Below are 16,232 nucleotides of genomic sequence, written 5' to 3' on the forward strand. Positions count from 1 at the left end.
TTTTTGCTGTTGGAACACGCTATTAGAAGCTATTTTGAATAACCAATTGATCCAAGCCGAAACGGGAAGTCGAATAAGCTTGCACGCTTGCTTTCCCCAAAGTCAGCATGAGTGTTGGCAAATAGCGGGATGGGATGTTCAGCTCTTTAATGAGCGCATCACGGTTGTATCCACCCATTGGGCACGTGTCGTATCCTTTTGCTTTTGCCGCCAGCATGAGCTGCATCGCTGCATAGGATGAATTACGGATTGCTTCATCACGCGCGATTTCCGGGTTGTTATTGTACGCCCCTTCGATTTGTGCGATCATGTTCTCCCGCACTTGCTCTGTAACGTAACCTTTTGCCAATGCTTCGTCATAAACAGGACGAGCAGACTTATAAGCTTCCAAATCGCCGAGAATGATGATCGTAGCGTAAGCATCCACTACCTGCTGCTGGTTGTATGCGATTGGGAGCAGTTTTTCTTTGATCGCAGGATCAGTTACGACGAGAAAACGCCAATGCTGCAAATTCCAAGCCGATGGCGCACTTGCTGCAAGACGCAGAATTTCGTTCAGCTCGCCTTGTGGAATTTTTCCATTCGGATCGTATTTACGTACGCTGTGACGGGCTTCCATTACCTGTTCAGCGGTAATTTTCAGTTCTGTATTCATGATTGAATCTCCTCCATACTGTATAGTACGCTGTTAAAAAGATACTACTTACTTTATTATCGTTACAAACATTTTGCAATTACTTTTTACATTTTGCTTCATACTTTATTGTTTGGAGGCACTCTCGATGAAATACACGGATAACATTGTCATCGTCACTGGCGGTGGCCAAGGCATCGGACGGGCTGTCGCCACTATGTATGCTGCCGAAGGAGCACATGTCGTCATCGCCGAGTACAATCATGCTGCGGGAGAGGAAACGGCATCGCTAATCAACTCGACAGAAGCAGTGAAAGGTACTGCACACTTCGAGCACATCGACGTCAGCGTACCAGCGCAGATCGAACAATTGATGAGAACCGTCGATGAACGCTGGGGGCGACTTGATGTTTTGATCAACAACGCGGGCTTGTCCGTATGGGAATCTCCTTATGAACTGACCATCGAAGCATGGGACCATATCTTGAACACGAATTTGCGCAGTGTTTTTCTCGCATCGAGAGAAGCAGCCAAAATCATGCGTCGCCATGGTGGAGGGGCTATCCTTAATCTTTGTTCGACGCGGGCGCACATGTCTGAGCCACACTCGGAAGCATACGCGGCTTCAAAAGGAGGCATTTTATCCTTAACACATGCGCTTAGTGTCTCACTCGGCCCCGATGGGATTCGCGTCAACGCGATCTCTCCCGGCTGGATTGAGCACCGCGATTATGCCGCTCTTCGTCCCGGTGATCATGCCCAGCATCCGGTAGGTCGCGTAGGAACACCCGACGATATTGCCCGTGCATGTCTATTTTTGACACAAAAGGACAACGATTTCATTACGGGTACTGAGCTGATTATAGATGGCGGAATGACCCGCAAGATGATATACGAACCATAAAAATAGGAGAGCCGCTCGCTTCCAAATGGAATGAGCGGCTTTTTCGTACGTATCGTCTTACCAAGTCACAAAAGGCGGCGAGCCTGGTGCTTGGTGCTGAATTTGTTGCAAAATCGGATAACCGTACGCGAGAATAATGAGGAAGGCGACCAATCCGATCCAAACTGGCCAGCGCTCCAAAATTTTTGGAACTTCTTGCGTTGTCTCTGTCTCGGCAATCGGATATTCTGTATTCCCTTTTGGTGCGTAGAAAGTCAGATACAGCAAGATCAGGATCAAGAGAATCGCAGATACGAACAACAGTCCTCCACCAAAAGCCATCAAGCGCTGGTAATCCATCCAGCCCAGAGCTAACGGGTGATCCATATACGTTGTGTAGTCCGTGCGGCGTGGCGCCCCTTGCAAGCCCATCGTGTGCATAGCGAGCGACATCAAGAACATTCCTACTGCCCAGAATACCGTTTGCACCATTCCCATCCGATTCGCAGTCTTGGTCAACTGCCTTCCGGTCAATGCTGGAATTAGCCAAAAGGTGACACCGAAGAAGGTGAGCGCAACAGCTGCTCCTACTGTGATATGGAAGTGACCGGTAACCCAAATCGTATTGTGCACCACCGCGTTAATCTGGTTACTTGCGTTAATAATCCCCCCAGCTCCGCCAGGAATGAAGAACAGCATCCCTACAAATGGAGCAAAGAAACGTACGTCTGTCCAAGGCAGTTTTTTGAACCAACCGAAAAGTCCAACTCCGCCTTTTTTACGTCCAGTTGTTTCAAAAATGGCAAACATCGAAAATGCTGTCATCAAAGACGGGATTACAACAATCAGCGTCAGTGTCACGTGGATCATTTTCCATGCTGGTGAGATACCCGGCTCCATCAATTGGTGGTGGAACCCGACAGGAATCGAGAACAACAGCAGGCAGATAAAAGCGAGTCGACTAAGCGAATCACTGAAGATGTGACCGCCAATGATTCTTGGTAAACATACATACCAAGCCATATAAGCAGGTAATAGCCAGAAATAAACGAGTGGATGACCGAAAAACCAGAACAGCGTACGGCTGAGCATGATATTAATCGTAGGAACCAACCCGAGTGACCACGGGATGAGTTGGAACAGAACCTCCACCGCTACTGGAATTGTCGCAGTAATCCACAGAATGTAAGTTGTGACTCCCATGTAGAGGAACAGTGGAGACGTTTTCCCTTTATTTTCGCGTTTCCATTTGCGATAGCTGGCAAAAACCCCGAATCCTGCTAGCCAGCTGCCTACTACTAGCAAGGCAGAACCAATGTAAAAGTACGGAGATGCTTTCAGTGGTGCGTAGAACGTATAAAGGACAGAGGCTTCATTCAAGAGAATGGTGACAACAGCCATCAACGTCCCTAGCGTCATGAGAATCCAGCCGGCCCATCCAAATTTCAGGGCGGCTCCGTGCAAGGAACCACCTGTCGTGCGGGCGACTCCTGAGAAAATAAATCCGACGATGAAGTACGTGGTAAAAATAAGTGCCATCAACACGCCATGAGCGGTCAAAATTTGATAGTAATTTGTCCAGCTCGGTAGTTCCATGATTCCACCGCGAACCATTCCCTGTACCATCCCAGCCACAGCTGCCAAACCGAATGCAATATAAGCTACCCACACATAGGCCAAACTAAGCCTTGCCGCAGAACGCTGAACCGGGACATGGGGGAGTGTATCTTCGACCTTCCGTGCGATTACCATAGGATTCACCTACCTTTATTTCACAATAATTGTGGTCGCCATTACCTGATGACCTGCGCCACAGTATTCGTTACAAAGGATTAAATACTCACCTGGCTTGTCAAACGTGTGTGTCGCCGAGCTGATGTGTCCAGGCAGAACCATGAAGTTAATGTTGGTCTCTGGAATCTGGAATCCGTGAATAACGTCTGGACTTGTGACGTGGAAATTCACCGTTGCGCCAACTGGTATTTCCATCTTGGTCGGAGAGAAGCCGAAAGCAAATGCTGTCATGTAAGCGTCGTATTCGTTGTCTCCTACCTGTTTCAAGCCTGGTTTATCAAAAGGAGGCGTCTCCGTAACCTTCTCCGGATCAATCATTTCCATATTACTTGGCGGAGCCATCCCCATGGCAAACGCATTGACGCACAACAATACAATAAATAAGGCCAAACCGCCTGCGCCAAGCATCAACCAGATTTTTTCATATCGATGCAAATGCATAAGTACCCTCCTTTACTTCCTTATTACGCCCTATCTAGGAAAAGCCCAAATACACCCAACCAACCGACTAGAATGATACCTCCGACGATCAGAACCGCGACAAACGTTCCCTTCAAGTCTTCCTGGTCCGTTTGCAGCTTGCTGGACTTTGATTTCATGCCTTTCTCCGCCTTGTCAACTTGCGTCTCCATCGCGCTCTTCTCCTTTCCTACGTGCCTCATGGGCGCGGTGTAGTTTTCACGCCTTCATTCTACCGCTGGAACCCCTTGGAAGTAATTCGGGGAAATCCCCTAAAATGTTCCGGGAAACCCCTGATTTCGACCTTTTTATGACCATTTTTGGTCACAGGTTCGACAAAAAAAAAGACGACCCCGTATTGGGATCGTCCTTACTCAAAATCCAGCCAGCCCTTCTTTATCGCATACCGCACCAAATCAGGCCTCGTACGCAGGTGGAGCTTTTCCATAATATGCGCTTTATGCGATTCTACCGTCTTGACGGAAACAGTGAGCTGTTCAGCAATTTCCTTGTTGCTAAAGCCCTTTGCGATCAAGACCAGCACTTCTTTTTCCCGATCAGTCAGGATGTCGTACTTGGCCTGCTCTTCACCGTTCTTGACCATTTGCAGAAATTCCTCGATCAGAGATTTCGTCGCAGATGGATACAAATACGCCATGCCCTGATTGACCGAGCGGATCGCCGTGATCAAATCGAGGTCAGGGGCGCTTTTTAAAATATAGCCAGCAGCACCGGCTTGCAGTACCCGAAACAAGTATTCCTCGTCATCATGCATCGTAAGCACGAGCACCTGAATGTCTGGTGCCGTTTCCTTCAGCCTGGCCGTTGCCGTCAAACCGTTTTCCCCAGGCGGCATACTCAAATCCATCAGGACGACGTTGGGCCGGACTTCCCATGCTTTTTCACATGCCTCTTTTCCGTCAGCTGCATAACCGACGACTTCCATGTCCTCCTGGGCGTTGATCAGCATCCCCAGCCCAGAGCGTACAATCGCATGATCATCGGCGATCAAGACACGAATGCTCATCCTCTACCCCCTCCTTCGGCACCGGAATTCGGACGATCACCGTCGTTCCTTCCTCGGGTGCGGAGCGAATATCAACGGTACCACCAAGCAGCTGGGCACGCTCCTTCATGCCAAACACACCGAGACCTTTGCCGATTTTCAATGTTTTCTCTACTTCAAATCCTACGCCATCATCCACAATTGTGACGACAATTTCCTTCTCCCTATTCTCAAACATGATTCCTAGATGGCTCGCCTTTGCGTATTTTGCCGTATTGGTCATGGCTTCCTGTACAATCCGGTACAGTGCTGTTTCCATCGCAGCGGAGTATCTGCGTTTTTCCCCCTGAACATGCAGCTCCACCTGGATATGAAACGTCTTTTCCACTCGTTTCATCAACGAACGTAAGGCAGGCAGTAAACCGAGATCATCCAGTGCAGATGGACGCAGCTCCAGTGCCATACGCTTCACTTCCTCCATCGCCTTGGAAGTCATATTCACCAATTCCGCGACATGCTGCATAACCGGCTCGCTCAATTCTCGTTGTCTGACTACGTTTAGTCCCACTAAAATACTATAAAGCGCCTGCCCTACGCCATCATGCAGCTCCCGGGCGATGCGCTTTCGCTCTTCTTCTTGTGCTTGGATCGCAAAATTCGTCAGCTTGTACTGGTAGCGCTCTTTTTCTACTCGCTGTTGCGCAGACATATCACGCAAAATCATGACCAGCTTCCCCTGCGATTCATCCTCTAGCCTCGCTGAGCTGGCAGCGACAGGGTAATCCACACCCGATTTCGTTCGGAGCCTCATTTCGAATGAAGGCATTTGCACGCGCTTAAAAAAGCAATCCGCGCAGCTCGTTTCTTCCATACACGTTGCCATTCCGAGACACAGCTCGCAAATATGTTTATCTCGAATCAGCTCTTCTTCTGTCCAGCCCGTCATCTGCTCCAACGCAGCATTGGCTTTTACGATTCGTCCCTCCTGATCAATCACCAGGATCGCATCGCTGACGTTGGCAAAGATGGACTGCATCAGGGAAAGCACTTCACTCGACGTACCCATGGCTCCTCCTTTTGAGACAATCATCCTAACGTTATTGTAAAGTTTCCATAAAAGAAAGTGTATCAGGGAATTCCCTGAACATAAGAAAACGGGACAGCAAATGCCATCCCGTACTTCCTCTTACTCTACTACGATTTTTTCAGCAGTGCCTATAGGCGGCAGGCTCTTCGTCATCATTGGGCCGTAGAAGGCAACTACTTGCATATCCTCTTTCAGCTCAGCTGGCGAGAGTACCTTGTTGTCTCGCGCATTGATGATCACCGTTTTTTCGGTAATGTTCAGGTTGATTTTTTCTTGGGAGGTTCCGGTAATACCGCGACCCTCTACGAGCATTTTGTAGTTGCCATCTTTGTCAGCAGAGATGCTCTCTACTTTTCCCGCTGTTCCCAGGATGTCCTGAGTCTCCAAGCCGCCTTTTACCGTAATGCTGAGCGCACTCGTTTGTGGCGGCAAGCTCATTGCCATGAATTTCTCGGTCGTAGCATCTACGGCCATACCCAGCTTCAAGTCTTCTGGCTTCAGTACTTTACCAGCTTCATCCGTAATTTTGGTGTCTGCTGTCAGGTGCAGGATGATGCCAGACTCATAGATGTTCAGTGTAACCGAGTAGCCTTTATCGGATTTGTTGATGTTTGTAATGGTACCTGTGCGCATAGGAGCGATTTCGTCCTCCACTACAGTCACTGTATCATCGGTTACATTCACGTCTGCTTGCAGGATTTCGTCTACGAATTTAACTGGCACATAGGTGCTGCCATTCAGTACGCGAGGCTCTGCTCCCAGCGTTTTGTACATTTTTGCGAAAGGATAGCGATCCTCTCCTTCTTTTGCGTAGCTGGTGATCGCGCCTCTTTGCACTTCTGCTGCTTTTTCCTTGTCGTTCCAGCTTACTTTGAAACCAAGAGCTTCAGCAACAGGACGAAGTGGAACCAGTACGGTTTGTTGACCTTTATCGAAGATCGCATCTTGTGCGATTGCTTGACCGTTTATGTTAACAGAAAGCTCTTTTACTGGTTCGGAGGTTGCGGATACCACGCTAGTTCCCAAAGCGGCCAGTGCCGCGATTGTCATCATACCTGTACGGAATGTTTTCATATTGTTTATGCCTCCAATGTGCTTGTTTGTTTTTGTGTGTCTCTATTCATTGGACGGCACCCTTTCAGAAACGTTTCAACAAATTTTTCATAGATGTGTAAATCCTTCATGTATAAGCGAAAAACATCACGGCTGGCTTGGGATCGGGTTGCTTGGGACTTGGTCCGTTCGCGGCATCGGCACATCGGGCTTCCCGGATGGATTGTCGTACAAATAAGTCGGTACCTTGCCGACGATCAGGGCTTCGGAGACTGGGATTTGTGTAGTGACCGTTTGTTGCTTGGTCGCAAACGGGATAATGACCCGCAAATCGACTTCGACGTGAATGTAGACAGTCACCAGCACCATATTGATCCCGGCTTGCTTCAGGCCTGTTTCCAGCTTCGTTTTGACGGCGCCAATCGGAACGAACGACACCGGAATATCAGGCCCAATGTGCTCCAGAAAGACGTTTTTGGTAGCCAAGCCTAGTGGTATGGTTGTCTGGACGTGCTCCTGCTCGAATTCCTTCAAGCGATTTTGAATACGGGCTGTCGTTTCCCCCACAATCCGGGAATACTCTTTGAAATTAAAATTCACCGCTTTGATGCTACCACTCTCGTCCTTCTCCATGATGACAACTTCGTTGACGTCGACACCCTGCTGGGTCATGCGTTTGGTGACTGCATCGGTAATCGCGAGCTTGGCGACCTGCTCTGCCTTGGCCTGGGCAATCAGCATCAACGTCGGCTCCACCCTGCGTTCCACAACGATAAACAAAACAATCAATACCACAATGATTAGCAGGATCCCAGCAAAAATTCTCCTTCTGCGTCTTTTCCATCCTCCCCTTCTCACACGCACGATGGCCCCCTCTCCCCTTTGGCGGCTCGGTTAGTCAGGACGAACCGTACGCATAGCTGGTTTTTTTTCTTTGCTTGTGCGCTGTCTGCCGCCGGTAAGCACCCCACCGATTCCCGCGACAAACGTAGGAACTCCCGCCGTGACTAAAATTAATGCCCAATCGCGCAGATTCAGATCCGTTGTTTTGAAGATCGGCTGGAGTGCCTCCATGTATACGACACCGATCACGAGCACGATCGACGAAAGTACGGCCCAAACAAGGTATTTGTTTTCAAATACATTGCGGTGAAAAACACTGTATTGACTCCGGCAATCGAAAACGTGAATCAGCTGCGCCATCACCAACGTGACGAAAGCGACCGTTTGGGCATGCACCAAGTCATTCGGATTCTCTTTGAGGGTCAGCCAGAACGCGAGCAGCGTCATGGCCCCGATGAGAAAGCCACGGCTAATAATTTTCCAGCCCAACCCTCGGCTGAATATGTTCTCTGCCTTGTTGCGCGGCTTCTGATACATCGTATCTTTTTCCGCCTGATCGATGCCCAGCGCCATGGCCGGTAAACCATCCGTCACGAGATTGACCCACAAGATCTGGATCGGCACCAAAGGCAAAGGAAGCCCAAGGAGCATTGCAAAAAACATGACGAGAATCTCGCCTACGTTGGACGCCAGCAAATAACGGATGAATTTTCGAATGTTGTCATAGATGTTACGCCCTTCCTCGACGGCGGCAACAATCGTGGCGAAGTTATCGTCGCGCAGCACGAGATCGGCCGCTTCCTTCGTCACATCCGTACCGGTAATCCCCATCGCGATCCCAATGTCTGAGGTCTTGATCGCAGGAGCATCATTGACACCGTCCCCGGTCATGGCGACAACATGTCCTTGGCTTTGCAGGGCACGGACGATCCGAAGCTTGTGCTCAGGAGACACACGGGCATAGACAGTCACTCGCTCCGCATACTCTGCGAGTTGCTCATCTGACATGCCATCCAGCTCCCGCCCCTCCAATACTTCTCCGTAGCCACGCATCAAACCAATCTGACGGGCGATTGCTTCTGCTGTCACCTTATGGTCGCCTGTAATCATGACTGTCTTGATCCCTGCTTGATGGCAAAGATCGATCGCTGGACGCACCTCTTCACGCGGTGGATCGATCATCCCGGCCAATCCGACAAAGACAAGATTGTTTTCCAGAGAGCCAATCGGCTGTCCCGGGCGATAGCCTTGCAGTGTCTTATAGGCGAAGCCTAGTACGCGCAACGCTTTGCCCGCCATCTGTTCCGTTTGCTCCAGTACCTGGTGACGAAGCGTTGCGGAGAGTGGAATGAGCTCACCCTTCCACAAAATATGTGTCGATCTCGCCAGCAATGCCTCCGCCGCGCCTTTGGTCAGCAGGGAATACACACCGTCCATCCCCTTTTCGACGACGGACATCATTTTGCGGTCAGAATCAAAGGGGAGCTCCTCCACACGCTGTCCCTGATTCTTTGGGGTGGTACGCTCTGTATTGCCGCCCAATGCCTTCGCGGCAAGCACCTTGAGAGCACCTTCAGTCGGATCGCCTATGACTTGCCAAAAGCGTGATGCCTTGCCCATTCCAAGCAAATTGCGCGTGCTTTGCTCCTCGCATGTCAAACGGGCATTGTTGCATCGGTCTGCGATTCGGATCATTTGCGTGAGAGCCCCGTCACGGGCGGGAGATACCATTTTCCCCAGGTAGTGAAAGGCTCCCTCTGGTGCGTAGCCGCTACCGCTCACCTCATACGTGGAATCGCTGTGCCACACTTCGGTAACGGTCATTTTATTTTGAGTCAAGGTCCCTGTTTTGTCGGAGCAAATAACAGAGGCGCAGCCCAACGTCTCGACTGATGGCAGCTTGCGTACGATCGCATTGCGGCGGATCATCCTTTGGACGCCAAGCGCTAGCGCGACAGTCACAATCGCCGGCAAGCCTTCCGGAATCGCCGCTACTGCGAGACTCACCCCGGCGAGGAACATCGTAAACAGCTCATGACCATGCCAGACACCAGCAGCAATGACCACAATCGTCAACAGCAGTGCGACGACCACAAGAATCTTGCCCATTTGCTCCAAGCGCAGCTGCAAAGGCGTTTCTGCTTCTTCCGCTGTATTCATCAAGTGCGCGATTTTCCCAATTTCTGTGCTCATCCCTGTCGCTACGACGATACCGCTCCCTGTTCCTCCGGTCACCATCGTACCCATGAACGCGAGATTTTTTTGGTCGCCAAGCGGTACAGTGGAGGCCTGGGCTGTCTCCAGTCTTTTCACGTTTTTTCCGACGGGAACAGACTCTCCTGTCAATGCAGACTCCTCTACCTCTAGCCGATTGGCCGAAAGCAAACGCAAATCTGCGGGAACACGATCCCCGGCCTCCAATTGCACCAGGTCACCAGGTACCAGCCGCGAAGCCGGTATCATGGAAATGTTACCACCCCGGATGACACGCGCCATCGGGGATGCCAGCTCCTTTAGCGCTTGCAAGGATCGCTCAGCCTTGGCCTCCTGAATAAAACCGAGGATGCCGTTAATGAGGATGATCGCAATAATCGCAATCGCATCCAGGTACTCTCCGAGGAAGTACGAGATCAACGTTGCAATGAACAGGATGAGTACCATAAAATCCTTGAACTGATCAACAAAGACCGAGTAGAGAGGCTTTCGCTTTTGTTCAGCCAACTGGTTGGCACCTTGTTTAGCCAGTCGCCGCTCCGCCTCCTGCTGAGTCAACCCTTGCGCAGCATCACTATGAAGGGCTTCGGTCACGTCGGCCGCCGCCAGCGTGTACCATTTTCGAATTGGCTGTGTATCCACCTACATCTCCTCCATCCACATCTCACTCATTTTCATGTGTATGCAGACGAGCTAGAAAATAAAACAACCCGTCCATTTATCTGGACGGGTCTGTGTTAGTTTGTCGGTTATTTCAAACTTTTGGCTACACCAATGCAAATCAACAAAATCGGCGGCAGCCAGGTGAGCCGCGTCAGCCAGCTGGCTTTTCCTGCACGGCTGCCGAGAGCAATTCCTACCACAAGAAGCAAGGCACTCATCACTGCGATACAGAGAGCGACAAGCAGTGGCGAGTATCCCAAAAACGTAAGGCTGATGCCTGCGCCGAAAGCATCCAAAGACAGAGCAAGCCCCAACATGACGGCCTCCCAGCCCATAATATGCCCAGAACGGTCAGTATCGGCTTTGGACGGATCTTTTAAAATCTGGATCATCACACCAAAAATGCGGAACTGCGACAATAATACGATGGGTTCCTGCTCTTCCTGTTTTTCTTCGGCTACAACGGCGTTGTTGCTCGCAGCAGTAGACTCCTGAACCTCTGTCCCTGACCTTGTCTCAATCAGCCGCCACAGAGTAAACAAACCCATGAGGATCAAGACCGCAGCTCCAATATACTGGCCAATCTCGGGTGTTAACCATTCGGTGAGGGATGAGCCTACAAGCATGACACCATAGACAACAGCAAACGAACAACCGGAAACGACAACGAGCGACAAAAAGGGCATTCTCATGTTCCGTAAACCATACGTCAATCCTACACTGACACTGTCCATGCTGATGGCCAGGGAAACGAGCAGGAGTGCGAGCCATCCGCTCATATGTGGTCACCTCTTTCCCATTGCCTATTAGGTATACGCGAAAAGCTCCGCTGATGTGCCAATAAATCATTGCCGGGGTATTAATGACTGGATCATCAGGACAAAAATTCTCGTAGCTCCTAAAATGAAAAAGAAGAGGCCACTGTCTGCCTCTTCCCTTTTCTTTGAACTATTTGATTTCAATCGGTACTTCCCACTTCACGTCGTGTTCCATCATATAGGTAGCGTAGGATACCGTGAGCTTTTTCGGTTGTTGCTTCAAGCGCGGAATCGAGATCTCACCTTTGATCTGTACCTGTCCGTCCTTGTCTCTGGTGCTTTCTGTGCTCACTGACGCAGGGTAAGTCTTCCCATTTTCATCCTTTACAGACCAATCGCGGTTCTCGACTATGCCTTTTCCTAATGTACCCTCTATGGTCATTACGGCCTCACCTAGATCTTCGCCGTTACCTGGCTCCCATGCAAAAGAAGAGAATGTAAAGGTACTGCCTGTTGTCTCATCCTTGAAAGTCGCAGCTTTCTTGTCTAGTTCTGTTGGAACCAGATCAAATTTAGGCGAAGCCAGCTTTTTCTCATAAATTTTCTTTAGCTCAAGCTTTAATTTTTGTTCTCCCTGTATCGGGCCAAATGTATGCCACCAATTCAAGACATTGCCTTCTGGTCTTTCTTCCGCTTCTTCTTCTGTTCTTGGTGTGAAAAGAACATTCTCCTTGTTATCAAGCTCATCATCCAATGATTTCATATCCCAAGCGGCTACCACATCCCCTTTTTCATTGGTGATTTCGTACATCATATTCTCTCCCGAAAAAGCAGGATCACGCTCTTTTTCTGTGACAATGGCGCCTTGCGGATTTTTCCGATCGTACAGGATCGACGTTCGTTCAACCTCCAAATAAGCTGATTTTGGGAAAGTGGTATCCAGCATGACCCGTGTCGCACTCGGGGAAAATTCGATATTTTTCAGCTCAATCCCGAGCCCCTGCGGCGATTGAAAAACAGTATCCTTGAAGGCAACCGTTTTCGTCGCTTCCTTGGCTTTTTTCATATCGATCGGAACTTCCAATGACCATTTTCCTGTCTTATCTGCGATTTCTGTCTGTTCTAAATGCAAGGTCAGTTGGTCAGGAGTCGCCTCAGTTGATTCGAAGATTTCGTTCAAAAATCGCTCTGTGATGAAAAACTCTCCATGACTTCCCCAATTATCTCCTCCATCATCCTCAAACCAATCCTTACCGTTCTGATCAATTAGCTTCGCATTCAAATTATGATCTTCAATCTTCTTACCGCTCTCGTCGTACACATCATAGATGACTGCGATCCTCATCGAGTCAGCCAACAGCTCTTTTAACTCGACCGTAATTCCTTGATCGGTTACTTTTTGCTCCAGCTTTTGGACAAGGCCTTTATTGACAGCATTTTTCATACCGCTATCCGCATTTTTTTCAATCTGGAACAAGCTATTCACATAATTCGCAAACGTAGGTGATACAACCGTTCCTGTCACCACCAACGCGGTAAGTCCTGCTACTACCAATCCTGTCTTCTTCACAATATCCCAACCCCTTTGTCTTCTGGTTCGGGAGGAGTGCTTTCGCGTAGAACGTGGAGGAACTGCATCAGACAGCTTATCCATGACCTCATCTGTAAACGTATCGGGTACAAGAGCATCTGGAATGTCGGAAAAATCCACTTCTTGCATGCCTTCTACCCACTCTTGCAGGTACTTCTGGCATTGTGGGCAATTTTCCACATGTTGCTCCAATCCTTTGCTCTCGGCAGGGGCTAGCTCATCGTTTACGTATAGCTTCAATTGATTAAACATGAAGCATTTCATAAATAGCTCCCCCTCCCATCGTTTTCTCTAGGCTGTCCTTCATCTTTTTGCGGGCACGGAATAATCGCATCTGAACGGAGCTCTCCGAGAGAGACAGTCGCTCGCTGATTTCCCGATACGACAGTCGCTGTAGGTAAAACAGGACGAATACCTCCCGATACTCCTCATCCAGTAGCATGATGCTGCGTTCCAGCTCGGCGTCCCGTTCTTTTTTCAACAAAGTCGTCTCTGGCGTGTCTGGGTCAATCAGCTGCTCCTCATCGATTTCTACCTGCTCTGTCCGTTTACGTTTTCGCATTTCATCGAAACAATGATTGCTCGCAATTCGATACAGCCATGAAGAAAACCTGTACTCAGGCCGATAGTCGTGTAAACGATAAAAGGTTTTGATAAACACGTCTTGAGCCAAATCCTGTGCGTCTGGCATGTTGCCGATCATCCTGTACAAATAGCCAACGATCTTGCCCTTGTATCTGTCAACAATTTGTCTGTACTGCTCATGATCGCCAGCCAGGATTTGCTCGATTAGTTCCTGATCGTCCGGCATTTTGCTACTCCTCCATCTATCACAGATCAAGCCAGCGGGGAATGCTGCGCAGCTTCCGTTTTGGTTGATTCATAAGCTATTACGGATTTGCTGGAAAAACCTTTCTCTACTTTTAAAAAATTTTTGAATCATTTATCCAAATAAAAAAGAAGAGGCATTTCTCCGCCTCTTCACCTTGTCTTCCAGCTATTTGATTTCAATAGGTACTTCCCAATTCACGTTGTGCTCCACTGTATATTCCTCATAGGATACCGTGAGCTTTTTCGGTTGCTTTTCCAGACCAATAATATCCAGCTTTCCTTTGATGTACACTCTACCATCTTTGTCTCTGGTACTGGTTGTTTCCAGACGAGTGGGGTAACTCTCACCTTTTTCATCTATTACCGTCCAAGAATCGGTATCCACTACGGCATTTCCCAATTTACCCTCTATTGTCATCGCAGCCTTCGCTTGCCTGTCACCGCTAGCGGGCTCCAATGCAAAGGAGGAGAGCGTAAAGGTACCGCCTGCTTCATCTTGTAAAGTCGCTGCTTCCTTGTTAAGTTCTGCTGGAACCAGATCGACTTTGACTTTGGGAGAAGAGCGTTTCATTTCATATATTTTTCGGAGCTGAAGCGTTAATTTTTGTTCACCCTGAATCGGGCCAAAAGTATGCCACCACTTCTGGCTATGTTCACCTTGTCGTTTTCCTGTAAATCCAGATATATTGAGCACGTTTTTCTCCTTCGCTATCCCCTCATCCAACGACGACTTATCCCGAGCAGCCACAACATCCCCTTTTTCGTTTGTGATTTCGTACGCAATATCGTTTCCTGATAAAATGGGAACCTGCCTTTTTTCCATTGTTTTGACTTGCGCCCCTTCGCTGGTTACTTCTACTCGCTCCTCTTCAATTTCTACATAAGCTGATTTAGCAAGAGTAGTTTCTAGCATCAGGCGGGTCGCACTCGGGGAAAATTCGATTTTTTCCAGTTCAATCTCCATACCCAGTGGTGAATGAAAAGCTGTATCCTGGAAAACAACGGTTTTGGTCGCTTCCTTGGCTTTCTTCATATCGATAGGGATTTCCAATGACCATTTTCCCTTTTTCCCAGCGATTTCGGTCTGTTCTAATTTTAAGGTCAACAGATTCGGAGTAGCTTCGGCGGATTCAAAAATAGTGTTTAAGGGCTGCTCTGCGATAAAATACTTTCCGTGACCACCTAAAGTTGGTCCATCGCCCTCCAACCAATCTTTCCCTGTTGAATCAATCAGATAAGCATTCAGTAAGTGTCCATCTTCACCAATTTTAATTTGCTTGCCGTTCTGGTCGTACACATCATAGATAACCGCGATTCTCATCGAGTCAGCCATTACCTCTTTTGCTTCGATAGTAATTCCTTGATTAGTTACTTGTTGCTCAAGTTTTTGAACAAAACCTTTATCCACAGCATTTTTCATGCCATTATCCGCATCCTTCTCAATTTGGAACAAGCTATTCACATAGTTAGCAAATGTCGGTGAAACGACCGTACCTGTCACGACCAACGCCGTAAGTCCTGCTACTACCAATCCTGTCTTCTTCACAATGTCCCAGCCCCTTTGTCTTCTGGTTTGGGAGGAGCGCTTCCGTGCCGTGCGTGCGGGAACTGCTTGGAACAGTTTACGCATGACCTCGTCTGTAAACGTATCGGGTACAGGAACCTCCGGATAAGCGGAAAACTCCTCTTCCAGCATGTGATCTACCCACTCTTGTAGCTTGATTTGACATTGTGGGCATTCTACTGCATGCTGCTCTAGTCCTTTTCTTTCGGCAGGGGGGAGCTCGCCATTTGCATAGAGCTTCCATTGATTAAACATGAAGCATGTCATAAATATCTCCCCCTCCCATTGTTTTCGTCAGGCTTTTCTTCATCTCTTTACGAGCACGGAACAAGCGCATCTGTACAGCGCTCTCCGTAAGAGACAGTCGCTCGCTAATTTCCCGATACGACAGACGCTGCAGGTAATGCAGGACGAACACCTCGCGATACTCCTCATCCAGCAGCATGATGCTGCGTTCCAGCTGGGCTTCCCGCTCTTTTTTTAGCAGGACGGTCTCAGGTGTTTGTGGATCAACGATCTGTTCCTCCACTATGGCTGTCTGCTCCGTCCTTTTGCGTCTTCGTATTTCATCGAGACAATGATTGCTCGCGATTCGATACAGCCATGAAGAAAACTTGTGCTCAGGCCGATAGTCTTTCAATAGGTAAAAGGTTTTGGTAAACACGTCTTGAGCCAAATCCTGTGCGTCCGGCATGTTGCCAATCATTTTGTACAAGTAGGTCACGATCTTGCCCTTGTACCTGTCGATAATCTGACTGTACAGCTGATGATTGCCAGCCAGGATTTGCTCGATCAATTCCCGATCGTCCGGCATTTCTACTACTCCTCCATCTATAACCGATCAGCCAGTGG

At 48.9% G+C, this 16,232-nt stretch carries 15 protein-coding genes; 1 reads left to right on the plus strand and 14 read right to left on the minus strand.

Translation table 11 applies throughout. The annotated features are described in order from the left end of the window. Window positions 1-22: 22 nt before the first annotated feature. Entirely contained in the window at window positions 23-655 is a 633-nt protein-coding gene (locus HP570_RS23625) for a nitroreductase family protein (protein ID WP_012684154.1), read from the minus strand. A 127-nt stretch (window positions 656-782) separates the two neighbouring features. On the opposite strand from HP570_RS23625, the gene HP570_RS23630 reads away from it, so the two are divergent. Beyond that, window positions 783-1,538 (plus strand): SDR family NAD(P)-dependent oxidoreductase, encoded by a 756-nt coding sequence (locus tag HP570_RS23630; RefSeq protein ID WP_173627358.1) that lies wholly within the window; start codon window positions 783-785, stop codon window positions 1,536-1,538. Window positions 1,539-1,595: 57 nt separating this feature from the next. Here the strand turns inward: HP570_RS23630 and HP570_RS23635 are convergent, their stop codons facing one another. The 13 genes from HP570_RS23635 to HP570_RS23695 form a co-directional block, all read right to left on the minus strand. After that, a complete protein-coding gene (locus tag HP570_RS23635; RefSeq protein ID WP_012684152.1) occupies window positions 1,596-3,269 on the minus strand; it encodes a b(o/a)3-type cytochrome-c oxidase subunit 1 in 1,674 nt (557 codons plus the stop codon). 15 nt (window positions 3,270-3,284) lie between these two features. Further along, the gene (locus HP570_RS23640; protein ID WP_012684151.1) at window positions 3,285-3,752 is read right to left on the minus strand and encodes a cytochrome c oxidase subunit II; all 468 of its coding nucleotides are present in this window, start codon (window positions 3,750-3,752) and stop codon (window positions 3,285-3,287) included. Between the two features lie 23 nt (window positions 3,753-3,775). Then, window positions 3,776-3,943 (minus strand): cytochrome c oxidase subunit 2A, encoded by a 168-nt coding sequence (locus tag HP570_RS23645; RefSeq protein WP_173627359.1) that lies wholly within the window; start codon window positions 3,941-3,943, stop codon window positions 3,776-3,778. Window positions 3,944-4,140: 197 nt separating this feature from the next. Continuing rightward, window positions 4,141-4,797, minus strand: coding sequence for a response regulator transcription factor (locus HP570_RS23650; RefSeq protein WP_012684149.1), 657 nt, complete (start codon window positions 4,795-4,797; stop codon window positions 4,141-4,143). Continuing rightward, window positions 4,769-5,842 carry a PAS domain-containing sensor histidine kinase gene (locus HP570_RS23655; RefSeq protein ID WP_026133877.1) on the minus strand — a complete coding sequence of 358 codons (1,074 nt, stop codon included), beginning with the start codon at window positions 5,840-5,842 and terminating at the stop codon, window positions 4,769-4,771. Before HP570_RS23655 ends, HP570_RS23650 begins: the two co-directional genes overlap by 29 nt. A gap of 120 nt (window positions 5,843-5,962) precedes the next feature. Next, the gene (locus HP570_RS23660; protein WP_173627360.1) at window positions 5,963-6,937 is read right to left on the minus strand and encodes a copper amine oxidase N-terminal domain-containing protein; all 975 of its coding nucleotides are present in this window, start codon (window positions 6,935-6,937) and stop codon (window positions 5,963-5,965) included. Window positions 6,938-7,063: 126 nt separating this feature from the next. Further along, on the minus strand, window positions 7,064-7,780 hold the full coding sequence (yunB, locus tag HP570_RS23665) for a sporulation protein YunB (protein ID WP_142498535.1): 717 nt from the start codon (window positions 7,778-7,780) through the stop codon (window positions 7,064-7,066). Window positions 7,781-7,810: 30 nt separating this feature from the next. After that, a complete protein-coding gene (locus tag HP570_RS23670) occupies window positions 7,811-10,615 on the minus strand; it encodes a calcium-translocating P-type ATPase, SERCA-type (RefSeq protein ID WP_173627361.1) in 2,805 nt (934 codons plus the stop codon). Window positions 10,616-10,722: 107 nt separating this feature from the next. Next, the gene (ytaF, locus tag HP570_RS23675; protein WP_012684144.1) at window positions 10,723-11,415 is read right to left on the minus strand and encodes a sporulation membrane protein YtaF; all 693 of its coding nucleotides are present in this window, start codon (window positions 11,413-11,415) and stop codon (window positions 10,723-10,725) included. Window positions 11,416-11,584: 169 nt separating this feature from the next. Beyond that, entirely contained in the window at window positions 11,585-13,249 is a 1,665-nt protein-coding gene (locus tag HP570_RS23680; RefSeq protein WP_173627362.1) for a DUF4179 domain-containing protein, read from the minus strand. After that, the gene (locus HP570_RS23685; protein ID WP_007728877.1) at window positions 13,230-13,796 is read right to left on the minus strand and encodes an RNA polymerase sigma factor; all 567 of its coding nucleotides are present in this window, start codon (window positions 13,794-13,796) and stop codon (window positions 13,230-13,232) included. The genes HP570_RS23680 and HP570_RS23685 overlap by 20 nt, the downstream gene beginning before the upstream one ends. Window positions 13,797-13,982: 186 nt before the next feature. Further along, window positions 13,983-15,647 (minus strand): DUF4179 domain-containing protein, encoded by a 1,665-nt coding sequence (locus tag HP570_RS23690; RefSeq protein WP_173627363.1) that lies wholly within the window; start codon window positions 15,645-15,647, stop codon window positions 13,983-13,985. Then, the gene (locus tag HP570_RS23695) at window positions 15,628-16,194 is read right to left on the minus strand and encodes an RNA polymerase sigma factor (protein WP_173627364.1); all 567 of its coding nucleotides are present in this window, start codon (window positions 16,192-16,194) and stop codon (window positions 15,628-15,630) included. Before HP570_RS23695 ends, HP570_RS23690 begins: the two co-directional genes overlap by 20 nt. Window positions 16,195-16,232 lie beyond the last annotated feature (38 nt).

The organism is Brevibacillus sp. RS1.1, from assembly GCF_013284365.1.
GTDB classification, from domain to species: domain Bacteria; phylum Bacillota; class Bacilli; order Brevibacillales; family Brevibacillaceae; genus Brevibacillus; species Brevibacillus brevis_D.